The sequence below is a fragment of the Pseudomonas sichuanensis genome, from assembly GCF_024749065.1.
GTDB classification, from domain to species: domain Bacteria; phylum Pseudomonadota; class Gammaproteobacteria; order Pseudomonadales; family Pseudomonadaceae; genus Aquipseudomonas; species Aquipseudomonas sichuanensis.
On record NZ_CP087185.1, the window covers coordinates 1,347,016 to 1,364,052 of the forward strand.

At 59.5% G+C, this 17,037-nt stretch carries 9 protein-coding genes, 2 tRNA genes and 3 rRNA genes; 12 read left to right on the forward strand and 2 right to left on the reverse strand.

What is annotated here, in order from left to right; translation table 11 throughout:
• Positions 1 to 48: 48 nt before the first annotated feature.
• On the reverse strand, positions 49 to 1,125 hold the full coding sequence (locus tag LOY51_RS06280; protein ID WP_258645248.1) for a diguanylate cyclase: 1,077 nt from the start codon (positions 1,123 to 1,125) through the stop codon (positions 49 to 51).
• 126 nt (positions 1,126 to 1,251) lie between these two features.
• Here LOY51_RS06280 and LOY51_RS06285 point away from each other — a divergent pair, with 126 nt between their 5' ends.
• Complete coding sequence (locus LOY51_RS06285; RefSeq protein WP_258645249.1) at positions 1,252 to 2,346, forward strand: MBL fold metallo-hydrolase; 1,095 nt, start codon at positions 1,252 to 1,254, stop codon at positions 2,344 to 2,346.
• Here the strand turns inward: LOY51_RS06285 and LOY51_RS06290 are convergent, their stop codons facing one another.
• Positions 2,347 to 3,228, reverse strand: coding sequence for a formate/nitrite transporter family protein (locus tag LOY51_RS06290; protein ID WP_125462932.1), 882 nt, complete (start codon positions 3,226 to 3,228; stop codon positions 2,347 to 2,349). It abuts the gene before it with no gap.
• 559 nt (positions 3,229 to 3,787) lie between these two features.
• On the opposite strand from LOY51_RS06290, the gene LOY51_RS06295 reads away from it, so the two are divergent.
• The 11 genes from LOY51_RS06295 (at position 3,788) to LOY51_RS06345 (ending at position 17,007) form a co-directional block, all read left to right on the forward strand.
• Positions 3,788 to 5,324, forward strand: a 16S ribosomal RNA gene (locus LOY51_RS06295).
• An 86-nt stretch (positions 5,325 to 5,410) separates the two neighbouring features.
• A tRNA-Ile gene (locus LOY51_RS06300) sits at positions 5,411 to 5,487 on the forward strand.
• Positions 5,488 to 5,511: 24 nt separating this feature from the next.
• Positions 5,512 to 5,587, forward strand: a tRNA-Ala gene (locus tag LOY51_RS06305).
• A gap of 245 nt (positions 5,588 to 5,832) precedes the next feature.
• Positions 5,833 to 8,726, forward strand: a 23S ribosomal RNA gene (locus LOY51_RS06310).
• 133 nt (positions 8,727 to 8,859) lie between these two features.
• A 5S ribosomal RNA gene (gene rrf / locus LOY51_RS06315) occupies positions 8,860 to 8,975 on the forward strand.
• The 16S, 23S and 5S rRNA genes sit together here with 2 tRNA genes alongside, the layout of an rRNA operon.
• A gap of 290 nt (positions 8,976 to 9,265) precedes the next feature.
• A complete protein-coding gene (locus LOY51_RS06320) occupies positions 9,266 to 10,909 on the forward strand; it encodes an acetolactate synthase large subunit (protein ID WP_125462933.1) in 1,644 nt (547 codons plus the stop codon).
• A 141-nt stretch (positions 10,910 to 11,050) separates the two neighbouring features.
• On the forward strand, positions 11,051 to 11,605 hold the full coding sequence (locus LOY51_RS06325) for a UPF0149 family protein (protein ID WP_125462934.1): 555 nt from the start codon (positions 11,051 to 11,053) through the stop codon (positions 11,603 to 11,605).
• Between the two features lie 132 nt (positions 11,606 to 11,737).
• Positions 11,738 to 12,367, forward strand: coding sequence for a glutathione S-transferase family protein (locus tag LOY51_RS06330; protein ID WP_125857689.1), 630 nt, complete (start codon positions 11,738 to 11,740; stop codon positions 12,365 to 12,367).
• 18 nt (positions 12,368 to 12,385) lie between these two features.
• Positions 12,386 to 14,401, forward strand: coding sequence for a pyridoxamine 5'-phosphate oxidase family protein (locus LOY51_RS06335; protein WP_258645251.1), 2,016 nt, complete (start codon positions 12,386 to 12,388; stop codon positions 14,399 to 14,401).
• A 174-nt stretch (positions 14,402 to 14,575) separates the two neighbouring features.
• The gene (locus tag LOY51_RS06340; RefSeq protein ID WP_125462937.1) at positions 14,576 to 15,475 is read left to right on the forward strand and encodes a LysR family transcriptional regulator; all 900 of its coding nucleotides are present in this window, start codon (positions 14,576 to 14,578) and stop codon (positions 15,473 to 15,475) included.
• A gap of 227 nt (positions 15,476 to 15,702) precedes the next feature.
• Positions 15,703 to 17,007, forward strand: coding sequence for an MFS transporter (locus LOY51_RS06345; protein ID WP_258645254.1), 1,305 nt, complete (start codon positions 15,703 to 15,705; stop codon positions 17,005 to 17,007).
• The last annotated feature ends 30 nt before the right edge of the window (positions 17,008 to 17,037 follow it).

A 17,037-nucleotide genomic window follows, 5' to 3' on the forward strand; every position in this document is an offset into this window, starting at 1 on the left:
CGTTCGGCTCCTTGAACTGCAGCCTTCGCCCAGGGGCTGGAGGAAGGTTCAGTCAGGATAGGCCAGCCTGAGCGGCGTGACTTCGCCGCGGGCGAAATTGACCTGGTCGCGGCCCTGATGCTTGGCGGCGTAAAGCGCCTGGTCGGCTTCCTGCAGCCAGTGCTCGGGTGTGTGCAGGCCAGGGTGGAAGGCCGACAGGCCGATGCTCAGGCTGATGCGCAGGTCCGGAAGCTGTGGGTTGCGATAGGCCGCGACCTGTTCGCGCAGGCGCTCCATGGCCTGGCAGGCCTGGGCCTGTTCAGCGCCGGGGAGGATCACGCAGAACTCGTCGCCACCATAGCGCCCGGCCTGGTCGTCGTCGCGCAGGTTGCGCGTGAGTGCCTCGCTGAGCTGGCGCAGCACGCAGTCGCCGACCACGTGGCCGTAGGTGTCGTTGATGGCCTTGAAGTGGTCGATGTCGATCAGGGCAATCACGGCAGGCAACTGTTGCTGCTGGCAGGCCTGGAACCTGAGCAGCAGCAGGTCCTTCCATGAGCCGTGGTTGAGCAGGCCGGTGAGGCTGTCGGTGCGGCTCAGGGCGCTGAGCCGGCGCTTGTGCTCGGCCAGCTTGATCGCCAGCTGGTAGCAGACCCAGCCTAATGCCAACGGATAGAGGGTGAGCATCGGCAGGCAGGCCAGGACCTGCAAGGGTGTGGCCTGCGTCTGCAGGCCGGTGCCGAGCAGGGCGCTGGCCAGCACCATGCCGCCGGCCTGGGCCAGCAGACCGCGCAGCAGCATGCGCTTGCCCCCGGCGGCGACGTTGTTCATGGTCATCATCGACAGGATGGTGACGCTGGGCAGTGGGTTGAACTGCATGGCTGCGGTCCAGAAGCCACCCATCATCGAGTCGAGCACAAGGTTGCGCTGTTCGGCCTGGTAAGGGGTGGCTGAGCGACGTGCCCACTGGTACGCCAGGTGCGGCCAGGCGATGCCGTTGAACAGCAGCAAAGCCCAGGCCCAATGCGGTAACTGCAACGGCGCGACGGCGGCCATGACACTGAACAGGCCGATACCCAGACCGATGATGCGCGGCAGGTAGATACGCCTGACGAAAGAAAGTCCCTTACCGCTGCGGTTGTCGATCATGGTTGTGGTTCTTCTGATGAGCGCCGTTTATCGCATAAGTTGTATGAATATTGTTGAACAATCATTCATGGGCTAAGAATGGCCTTGCAAGCCAATTCACGGTTGATGCGACCCCCGTGGAGTAACATGAAGGCTTTCTTGTTGCTTGGAGTGTTCCTGCTCATGGCACCCATGGCTTCATCGGCTGGCGAGCCAGCACCGCACCTGGGCGGGCGCTTTCATAACCAGGCCGAACTGCCCCGGGACGGTGTGTGGAAGAAGCTGCATATCGGCTTCAAGTACCTGTTGCTGCGCAAACCGCCCGAGACTCGCCCGGCCACTGCACCAGGCCTGCAGCCCATGACCCGTCAGCAGGTGCTCGATGCACCAGACCACAGCTTGTGGCGGCTGGGCCACTCCACGGTGTTGCTCAAGCTGCGCGGGCGCTTCTTCATTACCGACCCGGTGTTTGCCGAACGCGCCTCGCCTGTGCAGTGGGCCGGCCCCTTGCGCTTCCACGCGCCACCGCTGGCGCTTGATGACTTGCCAGCGCTGACGGCGGTGATCCTTTCCCACGATCATTTCGATCATCTTGATGAGGACGCGATTCGCCGCCTGGCGCCACGCACCGAGCACTTCCTCGCACCGCTGGGCGTTGGCGACCTGCTGATCGAATGGGGAGTGCCGGCGGCCAAGGTGCGGCAGCTGGACTGGTGGCAGCAGGTCGAAATCGAAGGGATACGTTTTGTCGCTACGCCTGCGCAGCACTTTTCCGGGCGCGGTCTGTTCGACAGCAACCGTCGGTTGTGGGCGTCCTGGGTGATGATCGATGAGGGGCTGCGATTGTTCTTCAGCGGTGACACCGGGTATTTCGACGGTTTTCGTGAAATCGGTGAACGCTATGGGCCGTTCGATCTGACGTTGATGGAAACGGGTGCCTACAACCTGGCCTGGCCCAATGTACACATGCAGCCCGAGCAGAGCCTGCAGGCGCACCTGGACCTACGAGGACGCTGGTTGCTGCCGATTCACAATGGCACTTTCGACCTTTCCATCCATGCCTGGGAAGAGCCCTTCGAGCGCATCCTGGCGTTGGCCAATGCCGCGCAGGTGCAACTGAGTACCCCGCAGATGGGCGAGCGGGTCAGCCTCGACTCGCCCCACGCCGGGCAGAACTGGTGGCGACCGCAGCCGTTGCGGCGGCAGGGCAAGTCTGCCCAGCGGGCGGTAGCTGCGCGCTAGCTAGTTTTGGTTTGCCGGCGGTTTCTCTTTCTTTAATAGCTGCGAGGGTGGCTTGCCGCTGTCGCTGCGCACCTGGGCATGGCTGATCAAGGCGAAGATGAAGCTGCCGCCGATGATGTTGCCGGCCAAGGTGGGCAGGGCGAAGTCGAGCAAGAAGGTGCGCCAGGTTTCTTCGCCGGCCCAGACCAAGTAGGACACCTCGACCGAGCCCACGACTATATGGGTGAAGTCGCCCAGCGCCATCAGGTAGGTGATCATCAGGATGATCCAGATCTTGGCGTGCTCCATGGACGGGATCATCCATACCATGGTGGCGATCATCCAGCCCGAGACGATGCCCTTGGCGAACATCTGACTGAGGTCGTTTTCCATGACCTTGCGGCCAACGTCGAGGAAGGCGATATCGGTCTTGCTGTCGAAGATCGGCAGTTCGAGCATCACCCAGGCTACCAGCAGGGTGCCGGCCAGGTTGCCGAGCAGGACGATGGTCCATAGCCGCAACAGGCGGCCGAGGTTGGCCAGGGTAGGGGTGGTCATCACCGGTAGCACGGCAGTCAGGGTGTTTTCGGTAAACAGCTGCTGGCGGGCGAGGATTACTGCCAGGAAGCCTGCGCTGTAACCGAGGCTGGCGATCACTTGGGCGCTGTCGCCCTCGGGCAGTCGGGCGTAGAACAAGCCCATCGCCATCAATGACAGGCCCATGGTCAAGCCGGCTGCCAATGCTGACCACCACAGTGCGGCGAGTGTGCGCTCGAGCTCCTGATCACCCTGCGAGCGGATGATCTCGTGCAGCACTGCCGCGCGGGGTGGCTGGTTGTGGCTTGCTTCCTGCTCTTCGTCCGCCGACAGGCCAGGGGTCTTGTCGCTTTGTGCATCGCTCATGATTGCCAGGCTCCGCAGGGGGTTTATCTACAGAGCGGAAGGGGCGGGCAATAGTTGCCAGGCGCGGTCAGAAAGTTTTTCAAGATCAAGGTGTTGACTCTGAGTTCAAAGCGCGTATTATTCGCCTCCTCGCAGCGTTGAACGCAGCGAAGGAAGCAGTAAGTTGTTGAAGTTGAAGGTGTTTTGAAAGAAGCAGCTTCGAAAAACAACTTCAACAAGGCGGTTGACAGCAGGTTGTAACGCTGTATGATTCGCCTCCCGCTACGAGAGATCGCGGCGAGTTAAGCGGTTGAAGCTAAACGAGTTTCTCGGAAAGAACTTCAAAATAAACGCTTGACAGCCAATGAGGAAAGCGTAGAATGCGCGCCTCGGTTGAGACGAAAAGCTCTTAGCCAAACGCTCTTTAACAAATTGAATCAAGCAATTCGTGTGGGTGCTTGTGAGTACGGACTGATAGTCAAAAAGATTATCAGCATCACAAGTGGCCATGCGAGAAATCACATAGTCATTTGAGATTGCTGAGCCAAGTTTAGGGTTTCTTAAAAACCCAAGCAGTATTGAACTGAAGAGTTTGATCATGGCTCAGATTGAACGCTGGCGGCAGGCCTAACACATGCAAGTCGAGCGGATGAGAAGAGCTTGCTCTTCGATTCAGCGGCGGACGGGTGAGTAATGCCTAGGAATCTGCCTGGTAGTGGGGGACAACGTTTCGAAAGGAACGCTAATACCGCATACGTCCTACGGGAGAAAGCAGGGGACCTTCGGGCCTTGCGCTATCAGATGAGCCTAGGTCGGATTAGCTAGTTGGTGAGGTAATGGCTCACCAAGGCGACGATCCGTAACTGGTCTGAGAGGATGATCAGTCACACTGGAACTGAGACACGGTCCAGACTCCTACGGGAGGCAGCAGTGGGGAATATTGGACAATGGGCGAAAGCCTGATCCAGCCATGCCGCGTGTGTGAAGAAGGTCTTCGGATTGTAAAGCACTTTAAGTTGGGAGGAAGGGCAGTAAGTTAATACCTTGCTGTTTTGACGTTACCGACAGAATAAGCACCGGCTAACTCTGTGCCAGCAGCCGCGGTAATACAGAGGGTGCAAGCGTTAATCGGAATTACTGGGCGTAAAGCGCGCGTAGGTGGTTCGTTAAGTTGGATGTGAAAGCCCCGGGCTCAACCTGGGAACTGCATCCAAAACTGGCGAGCTAGAGTATGGTAGAGGGTGGTGGAATTTCCTGTGTAGCGGTGAAATGCGTAGATATAGGAAGGAACACCAGTGGCGAAGGCGACCACCTGGACTGATACTGACACTGAGGTGCGAAAGCGTGGGGAGCAAACAGGATTAGATACCCTGGTAGTCCACGCCGTAAACGATGTCAACTAGCCGTTGGAATCCTTGAGATTTTAGTGGCGCAGCTAACGCATTAAGTTGACCGCCTGGGGAGTACGGCCGCAAGGTTAAAACTCAAATGAATTGACGGGGGCCCGCACAAGCGGTGGAGCATGTGGTTTAATTCGAAGCAACGCGAAGAACCTTACCAGGCCTTGACATGCAGAGAACTTTCCAGAGATGGATTGGTGCCTTCGGGAACTCTGACACAGGTGCTGCATGGCTGTCGTCAGCTCGTGTCGTGAGATGTTGGGTTAAGTCCCGTAACGAGCGCAACCCTTGTCCTTAGTTACCAGCACGTTATGGTGGGCACTCTAAGGAGACTGCCGGTGACAAACCGGAGGAAGGTGGGGATGACGTCAAGTCATCATGGCCCTTACGGCCTGGGCTACACACGTGCTACAATGGTCGGTACAGAGGGTTGCCAAGCCGCGAGGTGGAGCTAATCTCACAAAACCGATCGTAGTCCGGATCGCAGTCTGCAACTCGACTGCGTGAAGTCGGAATCGCTAGTAATCGCAAATCAGAATGTTGCGGTGAATACGTTCCCGGGCCTTGTACACACCGCCCGTCACACCATGGGAGTGGGTTGCACCAGAAGTAGCTAGTCTAACCTTCGGGAGGACGGTTACCACGGTGTGATTCATGACTGGGGTGAAGTCGTAACAAGGTAGCCGTAGGGGAACCTGCGGCTGGATCACCTCCTTAATCGACGACATCAGCCTGCTGATGAGCTCCCACACGAATTGCTTGATTCATTGTGTAAAGACGATGCTGTAACGCAACCCTGTTATAGGTCTGTAGCTCAGTTGGTTAGAGCGCACCCCTGATAAGGGTGAGGTCGGCAGTTCAAATCTGCCCAGACCTACCAATTACTTGGTGCGGCTGGTCAAATGGGGCCATAGCTCAGCTGGGAGAGCGCCTGCCTTGCACGCAGGAGGTCAGCGGTTCGATCCCGCTTGGCTCCACCACTCTTTCAGGTTTCGCAGCACTGCTCAGAACTTAGAAATGAACATTCGGCAATGAATGTTGATTTCTGACTTTTGTCAGATCGTTCTTTAAAAATTCGGATATGTGATAGATAGACTGACATGCACTTTCACTGGTGTGTGATCAGGCTAAGGTAAAATTTGTGAGTTCTGCTCTTAATTGAGCGAAATGCGAATTTTCGGCGAATGTCGTCTTCACAGTATAACCAGATTGCTTGGGGTTATATGGTCAAGTGAAGAAGCGCATACGGTGGATGCCTTGGCAGTCAGAGGCGATGAAAGACGTGGTAGCCTGCGATAAGCTTTGGGGAGTCGGCAAACAGACTGTGATCCAGAGATCTCTGAATGGGGGAACCCAGCCAGCATAAGCTGGTTATCTTGTACTGAATACATAGGTGCAAGAGGCGAACCAGGGGAACTGAAACATCTAAGTACCCTGAGGAAAAGAAATCAACCGAGATTCCCTTAGTAGTGGCGAGCGAACGGGGACCAGCCCTTAAGTTGGTTTGAGATTAGTGGAACGCTCTGGAAAGTGCGGCCATAGTGGGTGATAGCCCCGTACACGAAAATCTCTTATCAATGAAATCGAGTAGGACGGAGCACGAGAAACTTTGTCTGAATATGGGGGGACCATCCTCCAAGGCTAAATACTACTGACTGACCGATAGTGAACCAGTACCGTGAGGGAAAGGCGAAAAGAACCCCGGAGAGGGGAGTGAAATAGAACCTGAAACCGTATGCGTACAAGCAGTGGGAGCCTACTTTGTTAGGTGACTGCGTACCTTTTGTATAATGGGTCAGCGACTTATATTCAGTGGCGAGCTTAACCGAATAGGGGAGGCGTAGCGAAAGCGAGTCTTAATAGGGCGCTTTAGTCGCTGGGTATAGACCCGAAACCGGGCGATCTATCCATGGGCAGGTTGAAGGTTAGGTAACACTGACTGGAGGACCGAACCGACTACCGTTGAAAAGTTAGCGGATGACCTGTGGATCGGAGTGAAAGGCTAATCAAGCTCGGAGATAGCTGGTTCTCCTCGAAAGCTATTTAGGTAGCGCCTCATGTATCACTGTAGGGGGTAGAGCACTGTTTCGGCTAGGGGGTCATCCCGACTTACCAAACCGATGCAAACTCCGAATACCTACAAGTGCCGAGCATGGGAGACACACGGCGGGTGCTAACGTCCGTCGTGAAAAGGGAAACAACCCAGACCGTCAGCTAAGGTCCCAAAGTCATGGTTAAGTGGGAAACGATGTGGGAAGGCTTAGACAGCTAGGAGGTTGGCTTAGAAGCAGCCACCCTTTAAAGAAAGCGTAATAGCTCACTAGTCGAGTCGGCCTGCGCGGAAGATGTAACGGGGCTCAAACCATGCACCGAAGCTACGGGTATCACCTTTTGGTGATGCGGTAGAGGAGCGTTCTGTAAGCCTGTGAAGGTGAGTTGAGAAGCTTGCTGGAGGTATCAGAAGTGCGAATGCTGACATGAGTAACGACAATGGGAGTGAAAAACTCCCACGCCGAAAGACCAAGGTTTCCTGCGCAACGTTAATCGACGCAGGGTTAGTCGGTCCCTAAGGCGAGGCTGAAAAGCGTAGTCGATGGAAAACAGGTTAATATTCCTGTACTTCCAGTTATTGCGATGGAGGGACGGAGAAGGCTAGGCCAGCTTGGCGTTGGTTGTCCAAGTTTAAGGTGGTAGGCTGAGATCTTAGGCAAATCCGGGATCTCAAGGCCGAGAGCTGATGACGAGTGCTCTTTAGAGCGCGAAGTGGTTGATGCCATGCTTCCAAGAAAAGCTCCTAAGCTTCAGATAACTGGGAACCGTACCCCAAACCGACACAGGTGGTTAGGTAGAGAATACCAAGGCGCTTGAGAGAACTCGGGTGAAGGAACTAGGCAAAATGGCACCGTAACTTCGGGAGAAGGTGCGCCGGCGAGGGTGAAGGACTTGCTCCGTAAGCCCATGCCGGTCGAAGATACCAGGCCGCTGCGACTGTTTATTAAAAACACAGCACTCTGCAAACACGAAAGTGGACGTATAGGGTGTGACGCCTGCCCGGTGCCGGAAGGTTAATTGATGGGGTTAGCGCAAGCGAAGCTCTTGATCGAAGCCCCGGTAAACGGCGGCCGTAACTATAACGGTCCTAAGGTAGCGAAATTCCTTGTCGGGTAAGTTCCGACCTGCACGAATGGCGTAACGATGGCGGCGCTGTCTCCACCCGAGACTCAGTGAAATTGAAATCGCTGTGAAGATGCAGTGTATCCGCGGCTAGACGGAAAGACCCCGTGAACCTTTACTATAGCTTTGCACTGGACTTTGAGCTTGCTTGTGTAGGATAGGTGGGAGGCTTTGAAGTGGGGACGCCAGTTCTCATGGAGCCATCCTTGAAATACCACCCTGGCAACCTTGAGGTTCTAACTCAGGTCCGTTATCCGGATCGAGGACAGTGTATGGTGGGTAGTTTGACTGGGGCGGTCTCCTCCCAAAGAGTAACGGAGGAGTACGAAGGTGCGCTCAGACCGGTCGGAAATCGGTCGTAGAGTATAAAGGCAAAAGCGCGCTTGACTGCGAGACAAACACGTCGAGCAGGTACGAAAGTAGGTCTTAGTGATCCGGTGGTTCTGTATGGAAGGGCCATCGCTCAACGGATAAAAGGTACTCCGGGGATAACAGGCTGATACCGCCCAAGAGTTCATATCGACGGCGGTGTTTGGCACCTCGATGTCGGCTCATCACATCCTGGGGCTGAAGCCGGTCCCAAGGGTATGGCTGTTCGCCATTTAAAGTGGTACGCGAGCTGGGTTTAGAACGTCGTGAGACAGTTCGGTCCCTATCTGCCGTGGACGTTTGAGATTTGAGAGGGGCTGCTCCTAGTACGAGAGGACCGGAGTGGACGAACCTCTGGTGTTCCGGTTGTCACGCCAGTGGCATTGCCGGGTAGCTATGTTCGGAAGAGATAACCGCTGAAAGCATCTAAGCGGGAAACTTGCCTCAAGATGAGATCTCACTGGGATCTTGAATCCCCTAAAGGGCCGTCGAAGACTACGACGTTGATAGGTTGGGTGTGTAAGCGCTGTGAGGCGTTGAGCTAACCAATACTAATTGCCCGTGAGGCTTGACCATATAACACCCAAGCAATTTGCGCGTAAGCCGAATTGTGGTGGTGAAGACGAAAGACCCGAAAGTTCGCAACATCACAAATCACATATCTGAATTAGCCAAGAGTGTTCACAAGACATTCTAGGCAACCGAATTTCTTGACGACCATAGAGCATTGGAACCACCTGATCCCATCCCGAACTCAGTAGTGAAACGATGCATCGCCGATGGTAGTGTGGGGTTTCCCCATGTGAGAGTAGGTCATCGTCAAGATTCATTTCGCAAAACCCCTATCTGCGCATGCAGGTAGGGGTTTTGTCTTTTCCGGCTTTTAATCCTTCCAACCTCGGGTCAAGGCAAAGGTCTTTTGCGCCTCCGATAGCTCTGCAGGCGGCGCCAGGGGTGCGACAATTATTACCGTCCGATGACGTGACTTTCCCGCACCGACCCTGCGTCAAGACTTAGGTTCGGGGCAATCCTCGCACCCGGACAGAGCGATGCCAGCGTACCGTGCTGCGCATTTCTGGACCTCCACCGCCCTATACACTGAGGTAAGAAGCAAAATGGCCAAGGCCGCCGATGTCGTTGTGCAATGCCTGGAAAACGAAGGTGTCGAGTATGTGTTCGGCATCCCCGGCGAGGAGAACCTCGACCTGCTCGAGTCCCTGCGCAAATCGAAGATCAAGCTGGTACTGACCCGCCATGAGCAGTCCGCAGGCTTCATGGCTGCCACTTATGGCCGCCTGACCGGCAAGACCGGCGTCAGCCTGTCGACCCTCGGCCCCGGCGCCACCAACCTGGTGACCGCCAGCGCCTATGCCTACCTCGGCGGTATGCCGATGATGATGATCACCGGCCAGAAGCCGATCAAGAAGTCCAAGCAGGGCCGTTTCCAGATCATCGACGTGTGCGGCATGATGGACCCCATCACCAAGTACACTCACCAGTTCGCCTCGGCCGACAACATCCCGGCCCGCATGCGTGAAGCCTTCCGCCTGGCCGAAGAAGAGAAGCCGGGTGCCGTGCACCTGGAACTGCCGGAAGACATCGCCGCCGAGCAGACCGACGCCCTGCCGATCCCGCGCAGCCTGCACCGCCGCCCGCTGGCCGAGCACGTGGCCATCGAAGCCGCCGTCGAGAAACTGAAGAACGCCCGTAACCCGATCCTGGTGATCGGCGCCGGCGCCAACCGCAAGATGACCGCCAAGGTCCTCAAGCAACTGATCGACAAGACCGGCATCCCGTTCATCACCACCCAGATGGGTAAAGGCGTGGTCGACGAGCGTCACCCACGCTTCCTGGGCAACGCCGCGCTGTCCTCCGGCGATTTCGTGCACCGCGCCGTCGAAGCCGCCGACCTGATCGTCAACATCGGCCACGACGTGATCGAGAAACCACCGTTCTTCATGGTTCGTGGCGGCACCGAAGTGATCCACGTGAGCTTCCGCTCCGCCGAAGTGGACGCCGTGTACTTCCCACAGGTGGAAGTGATCGGCGACATCGCCAACGCCGTGTGGCAGATCAGCGAAGCCCTGACCGACACCAGCCACTGGGACTTCACCCGCCTGCTGGCCATCCGCGAAGCCAACGAAGCGCAGATCGCCGAAGGCGCCGACGACAACCGCTTCCCGGTCTACCCGCAGCGCATGGTCGCCGACATCCGTCGCGTGCTGCCGTCCGAAGGCATCGTTGCCCTGGACAACGGCATCTACAAGATCTGGTTCGCCCGTAACTACAAGGCGCACAAGCCCAACACCGTGCTGCTCGACAACGCCCTGGCGACCATGGGCGCCGGCCTGCCGTCGGCCATGGCGGCGCACCTGGTGTACCCGGACCGCCCGGTGATCTCGGTGTGCGGCGATGGCGGCTTCATGATGAACAGCCAGGAGCTGGAAACCGCAGTCCGTCTGGGCATGCACCTGACCGTGGTGATCCTGCGCGACGACGGCTACGGCATGATCCGCTGGAAGCAGGCCAACATGGGCTTCACCGATTTCGGCCTGGACTACGGCAACCCGGACTTCGTCAAATACGCCGAAGCCTACGGTGCCAACGGCCACCGTGTGGAAAGCGCCGAAGGCTTCCTGCCACTGCTGGAGCACTGCATCAAGACCCCGGGCGTGCACGTGATCGACTGCCCGGTCGACTACAGCGAGAATGACCGCATCCTCAACAGCGAGCTGCGTGAGCGCGCGCTGGCGGTCTAAACCGTAGCACCCTCATCGCGGGGCAAGCCCGCTCCCACGTTGTCACACACGTGGGAGCGGGCTTGCCCCGCGATCGTTTATAAGCCGCTACTTCCATGTGTTAGGGTTCACCCAAATTTCCTTTCCCAGGACACCCCACCCATGCTCCCCCCGCTCAGCGAAAAAGAACTCGACCGCCTCGAAGACCTGCTGATCACCTACGGCAACGACTATTCGGTCATCAACCTGGCCGAGCTCAATGGCTTGTTCACCGCCCTGGCCAGCTCGCCGATTCAGGTCAATCCGGAAACGTGGCTGCCTGCAGTTTCAGGCGGCAAGGTCCCGAAATTCAAGAAGCCCGCCCATGAAGAGGCCTACACCGCGCTGATGCTGCGCTACGCCAGCCAGATCGCGGAAGAACTGGCCGACAACCTTGCCGACTTCGAGCCATTGTTCGAAGAGAGCGAAGATGAAGGAGGGCCGGCGATCATTCTCGAAGAGTGGTGCTTCGGCTACATGCGCGGCACGCAAGTCGCCGAATGGAGCGCGCTGCCGCCGGAGCAGGACCGTCTGCTCAAGGCCATCTCGCTGCATGGCCTGGAAGACAACTTCGAGTTGCTCGACTCGATGAGTTTCGATGAACTCCAGGCCTGTGTGCCGCAGGTAGTGGAGGCGGCGCGAGGGTTGTACCAGTATCAGAAACAGCAGCGTCATTAAGGCCTTCGCGGGGCTGATTATTCCACCTGCCGAAATACTGGATTGCTTGCGGCACTCATTCTGCTGCCAACCGATCCAGTGCAGCATGTTCTCCAGCAGCGCCACTCCCGGCGCTGATCCGGAGCCAAGCACATGCCAACCCCGATCAAACTCTACAACTTCCCCAAGTCCGGCCATGCCCACCGCATCGAGCTGATGTTGTCGCTGCTGAACCTGCCCACCGAACTGGTGTTCGTCGACCTCGCCAAAGGCGCGCACAAGCAACCCGATTTCCTCGCCCTCAACCCGTTCGGCCAAGTGCCGGTAATCGACGACAACGGCACCGTGATCGCCGACTCCAACGCGATTCTGGTGTACCTGGCCAAGGCCTACGGCGGTGAACGCTGGCTGCCCCAGGACCCGATCGATGCAGCCCGCGTGCAGCGCTGGCTGTCGGTGGCCGCCGGTCCCCTGGCCTTCGGCCCTGCCGCCGCACGGCTGGTCACGGTATTCGGCGCCTCGTTCAACACCGACGAAGTCATCGGCCGCGCCCACACCCTGCTCAAGGTCATCGATGCCGAATTGGCCCAGCGCCCGTTCCTGGTGGGCAGCGAGGCGACCATCGCCGATATCGCCAACTACTCCTACATCGCCCACGCGCCAGAGGGCAATGTGTCGCTGGAACCCTACCCGAATGTGCGCGCCTGGCTTGCCCGCATCGAAGCGCTGCCAGGGTTCGTGCCGATGCCGCGCACGGTCATCGGCCTGCAGACCACGCTGTAACCCCTGAGGAATGCCGCCATGCGCTCTCCCTGGCACGAAGGTGAAAAACGACTGCAGGAGCAGGTCGGCGTTGCCGAGCGCATGGAGGCGTTCGGGCAGAAAGTCATTCGCGACCATATGCCTGACCAGCATCGGGTGTTCTACCACCAGTTGCCGTTCATCGTGGCCGGTGCCGTGGATGCGCAGGGTAAACCCTGGGCAACCCTGCTTGAAGGCCCGGAAGGCTTCGTCAGTTCGCCCGATCCGAAGCAACTGCTGATCGACACTGAGCTGGCCAGCGACGATCCCGCCACGCCTGGCCTGGCCCAGGGTGGCGCCATCGGCCTGCTGGGGATCGAACTGCACACCCGCCGGCGCAATCGCCTCAACGGCCAGGCCCGCCGCGTCGCAGGGGGGCTGCTGGAGGTGGCGGTCGAACAATCGTTCGGCAACTGCCCGCAGTACATTCAGTTGCGCGAATACACCCGTGTCGATGCGCCCTCACAGGGGCGCCAGGATGCATCGGCACTCGATGCTCGAACCCGGGCGATGATTGAAGGCGCCGACACTTTCTTCGTTGCCAGTTACGTCGAACATGACGATGGCCGGCGCTCGGTGGACGTGTCCCATCGCGGCGGCCGCCCAGGTTTCGTCAAGGTCGAAGGCAACCGGCTGACCATCCCCGACTACGCCGGCAACCTGCATTTCAATACCCTCGGCAACCTGCTGGTGAACCCGGTTGCCGGCCTGCTGTTCGTCGATTTCGTTACCGGCAATGTATTGCAGCTGTCCGGCCGCACCGAGGTTATGCTCGACAGCCCGCTGATCAGTGCATTCGAAGGCGCCGAACGGCTCTGGGCGCTGGACGTCGAGCAGGTGGTGCTGCGCCCGGCAGCGCTGTCGCTGCGCTGGGCCTTCCAGGAATATGCCCCGACCAGCCTGGCGACTGGCACCTGGGCCGAGGCCGAGCAGCGCCTGCAACAGCGTGAACGGCAGCGCCAGTGGCTGGCCTGGCGGGTGGGGCGAATAGAACAGGAGAGCCGCGACATCCGCTCGTACTATCTGCAGCCCGATGATGGCAAGCCCGTGCCCTTTGCCCCAGGGCAGCACATCCCCATGCGCCTGCAACTCGACGGCGAGGCTCCGCTGGTGCGCACCTACAGCCTTTCCAGCGCGCCCTCCGACGGTTACCTGCGCATCAGCGTCAAGGCCCAAGGCCCGGCTTCGCGACACCTGCATGAGCGCTTGAAGGTCGGTGACGTGCTGCAGGTGCGCCTGCCCATGGGCAATTTCACCCTCGACCAACAGAGCCAGCGGCCCCTGGTGCTGATCGGCGCCGGGGTCGGCATCACACCGCTGATGGCCATGCTTCGCGAGCAACTAAGCAGCGGGCAGGGCAGGCGTATCCACCTGTTCCACGGCGGGCGCAGCCTGGCCGAATTGCCGTTCCGGCAGGAACTCGCCGCACTCAAGCAGCAGGCCGGTGACCTGCTGGCTATCCACCGCGCCCTGAGCCAGCCCGAAGCCGATGCCGTGCCTGGCCGCGATTTCGAGTTCGCTGGCCGTCTGGGCATCACCCAGATCAAGGCCGTACTGGCGCTGGACGACTACGACTTCTACCTGTGCGGCCCGGCCAGTTTCACCCAGGACCTGTACGAAGGCCTGCGTGCGCTGCATGTGCCCGACGTACGCATCCACGCCGAGGCGTTCGGCCCCTCGACCTTGCGCCGCCACACTGACGACCGGCAACCCGTGCTGCAACAGCCCCCGGCCGCCACTCAGCCGGTGCCGGTGTACTTCGCCAGCTCCGCCAAGGAAGCCCGCTGGGCACCCGACAGCGGCACGCTGCTGGAGCTGGCAGAACGCCGAGGCCTGTCACCGGATTTCAGTTGCCGGGGCGGCTCCTGTGGAACCTGCAAAACCCGCGTGGTCAGTGGCCAGGTGCATTACCCCAACCCGCCTGCCGAGCTGCCCGACAGCGGCAGTGTGCTGATCTGTTGCGCGGTGCCGGCCCAGCCGGAGGACGGTGCGCAGCCGTTGGTACTGGAGCTGTGAGGTTGGCCGCACCGGCCCCATCGCCGGCAAGCCGGCTCCCACACCAGACCGAATGAACCCAAGCCATGCGCCATCCATGTGGGAGCCGGCTTGCCGGCGATAGGGTCGGTGAAGCCAGCACAAAACCCCGCTATAACAGATAATCCCCCGCACCCCCGAGGCCCAGGAGCCCGCATGGACCAGATCCACCTGATGAAGGTGTTCGTCGCCGTCGGCGAACTGGAAAGCTTCGCCGCCGCTGCCCGTCGCCTGGCGATATCGCCTGCAGCAGTGACCCGAGCCGTCACGGCCCTGGAAGAGCAACTCGGGGTCAAGCTGCTGCTGCGCACCACCCGCAGCGTGCGCCTGACCGAAGCCGGCGGGCGCTACCTGGAAGACACCCGGCATATCCTCGCCAGTATCATCGAAGCCAACGAAGCGGCCGCCGGCATCAATGCCGCGCCCAAGGGCGACCTGGCCGTGACCGCGCCGATCCTGTTCGGCAAGAAGTTCGTCATGCCCTGCATCGTCCGCTACCTGCAGCAGTACCCCGAGGTGGACGTATCGGCCTATTTCCTCGACCGGGTGGTGAACCTGGTGGAGGAGGGCATGGATGTGGCGGTACGCATCGGCCAGCTACCCGACTCCGGCCTCAAGGCCCTGCGCGTGGGCAGCATGCGCAGGCTGCTGTGCGCCTCGCCGGCGTATCTCGAACAACACGGCACCCCACGCCACCCGAGCGAGCTGCAAGGCCACGCGATCATCGCTGCCGGCGTTCTCTCGCCACGCACCGACTGGCGCTTCGGCGCCATCGACGACCCGACCCTGATCCGCATGAAGCCACGCCTGACCGTGACCAGCAACGACGCGGCCATCGCCGCCGCCAGTGCCGGGCTGGGTATCGCCCGGCTGCTGTCCTACCAGGTGGCCGACGAGCTGGCGGCCGGGCGGCTGCAGGTGATCCTTGCCGAGTACGAAGAAGCGCCCTGGCCGATCCATGTGCTGCACCGCGAGAGCAAGTACGGCTCGACCAAGGTACGCACCTTCATCGACATGCTGGCCGAACACCTGCGTGCTCAGCAGCACCTGAGTTGAACCCATGATGTCGTACAACCATGGTGCTAGGCCACCCAAATTTTCCCCGCTAAGCATAGGTAAGTCCTGATATAGCTCGATCACAGGCAAATACGCGCACATGATAACTTAAAATTGTTGTACGACGACCTATGACATGGCAATCTTGCACCTGAAACAATTTGTCTCAAGTCGCCCGGGCGACCACAGGCAATCACCAGCAACTCTAAAAATAATTCAGGTGATCCATGAGCATAAAAGGCATCCGTTGGTGGATGGTCAGCCTTGTTACAGCTGGACTGGTCGTCAACTACCTCGCCCGCAACACCCTCTCGGTGGCTGCCCCCACCTTGATGTCCGACCTCTCCATCAGCACCGAGCAATACGCCAAGATCGTCGCCACCTGGCAGATCTGCTACGCCCTGATGCAACCCATCGCCGGCTGGGTCATCGACTTCATTGGTACCAAGCTGGGCTTTGCGGTGTTCGCCCTGGCCTGGTCGCTGGCCTGTGCCGGGGCGGCGCTGGCCAGCGGCTGGCAAAGTCTGGCGTTTATGCGCGGGCTGTTGGGCATGACCGAAGCGGCCGGTCTGCCTGCCGGCGTCAAGGCCACCACCGAATGGTTCCCGGCCAAGGAGCGTTCGGTCGCCATCGGCTGGTTCAACATCGGTTCTTCGCTCGGCGCCTTGCTGGCACCGCCGCTGGTGGTCTGGGCCATCCTGCACAGCGGCTGGCAACTGGCGTTCGTCATCGTCGGCGTCTCGGGGATCGTCTGGACCCTGCTGTGGATGCTGCTGTACAAGCACCCCAAGGACCAGAAGCGCCTGAGTGCCGCGGAGCGCGACTACATCCTGTCCGGCCAGGAAGCCCACTTCAAACAGCAAGCGCGGGTCAAGGGCGCCTGGAAGCGCATCTTCAAGGAGCGCAACTTCTACGCCATCGCCTCGGCGCGGATTCTCTCCGAGCCGGCCTGGCAGACCTTCAACGCCTGGATCCCGCTGTACCTGATGACCGAGCGGCACATGAACATCAAGGAAGTGGCGATGTTCGCCTGGCTGCCGTTCCTGGCCGCGGATATCGGCTGCGTGCTGGGCGGTTACCTGAGCCCGCTGTTCCACCGTTACTGCAAGGTGTCGCTTTTCACTTCGCGCAAGATGGTCCTGGTGTTCGGCGCCAGCTGCATGATCGGCCCGGCCTGCATCGGCCTGGTGGAAAGCCCGTACACGGCAATTCTGCTGCTGTGCATCGGCGGCTTTGCGCACCAGACATTGTCCGGCGCGCTGTACTCGATCACCTCCGACTCGTTCAGCAAAGACCAGGTGGCGACCGCCACCGGCATGGGCGGCATGTTCGGCTACCTGGGGGCTGCGGTGTTCACCCTGGTGTTCGGCATCCTGGTCACGCAGATCGGCTACAGCCCGCTGTTCGTGGTGCTGGCGGCGTTCGACATCATTGCTGCGGTGGTGGTGTGGAACCTGGCGCGCGAACTGCGCAGCGAACACCGTGAGGCGGCACCGACAGCGGCGCAGGTGGTGCTCGGCACGGGCCGTTAACCCCGTTGCGATGTATCGAAGGGGCTGCTT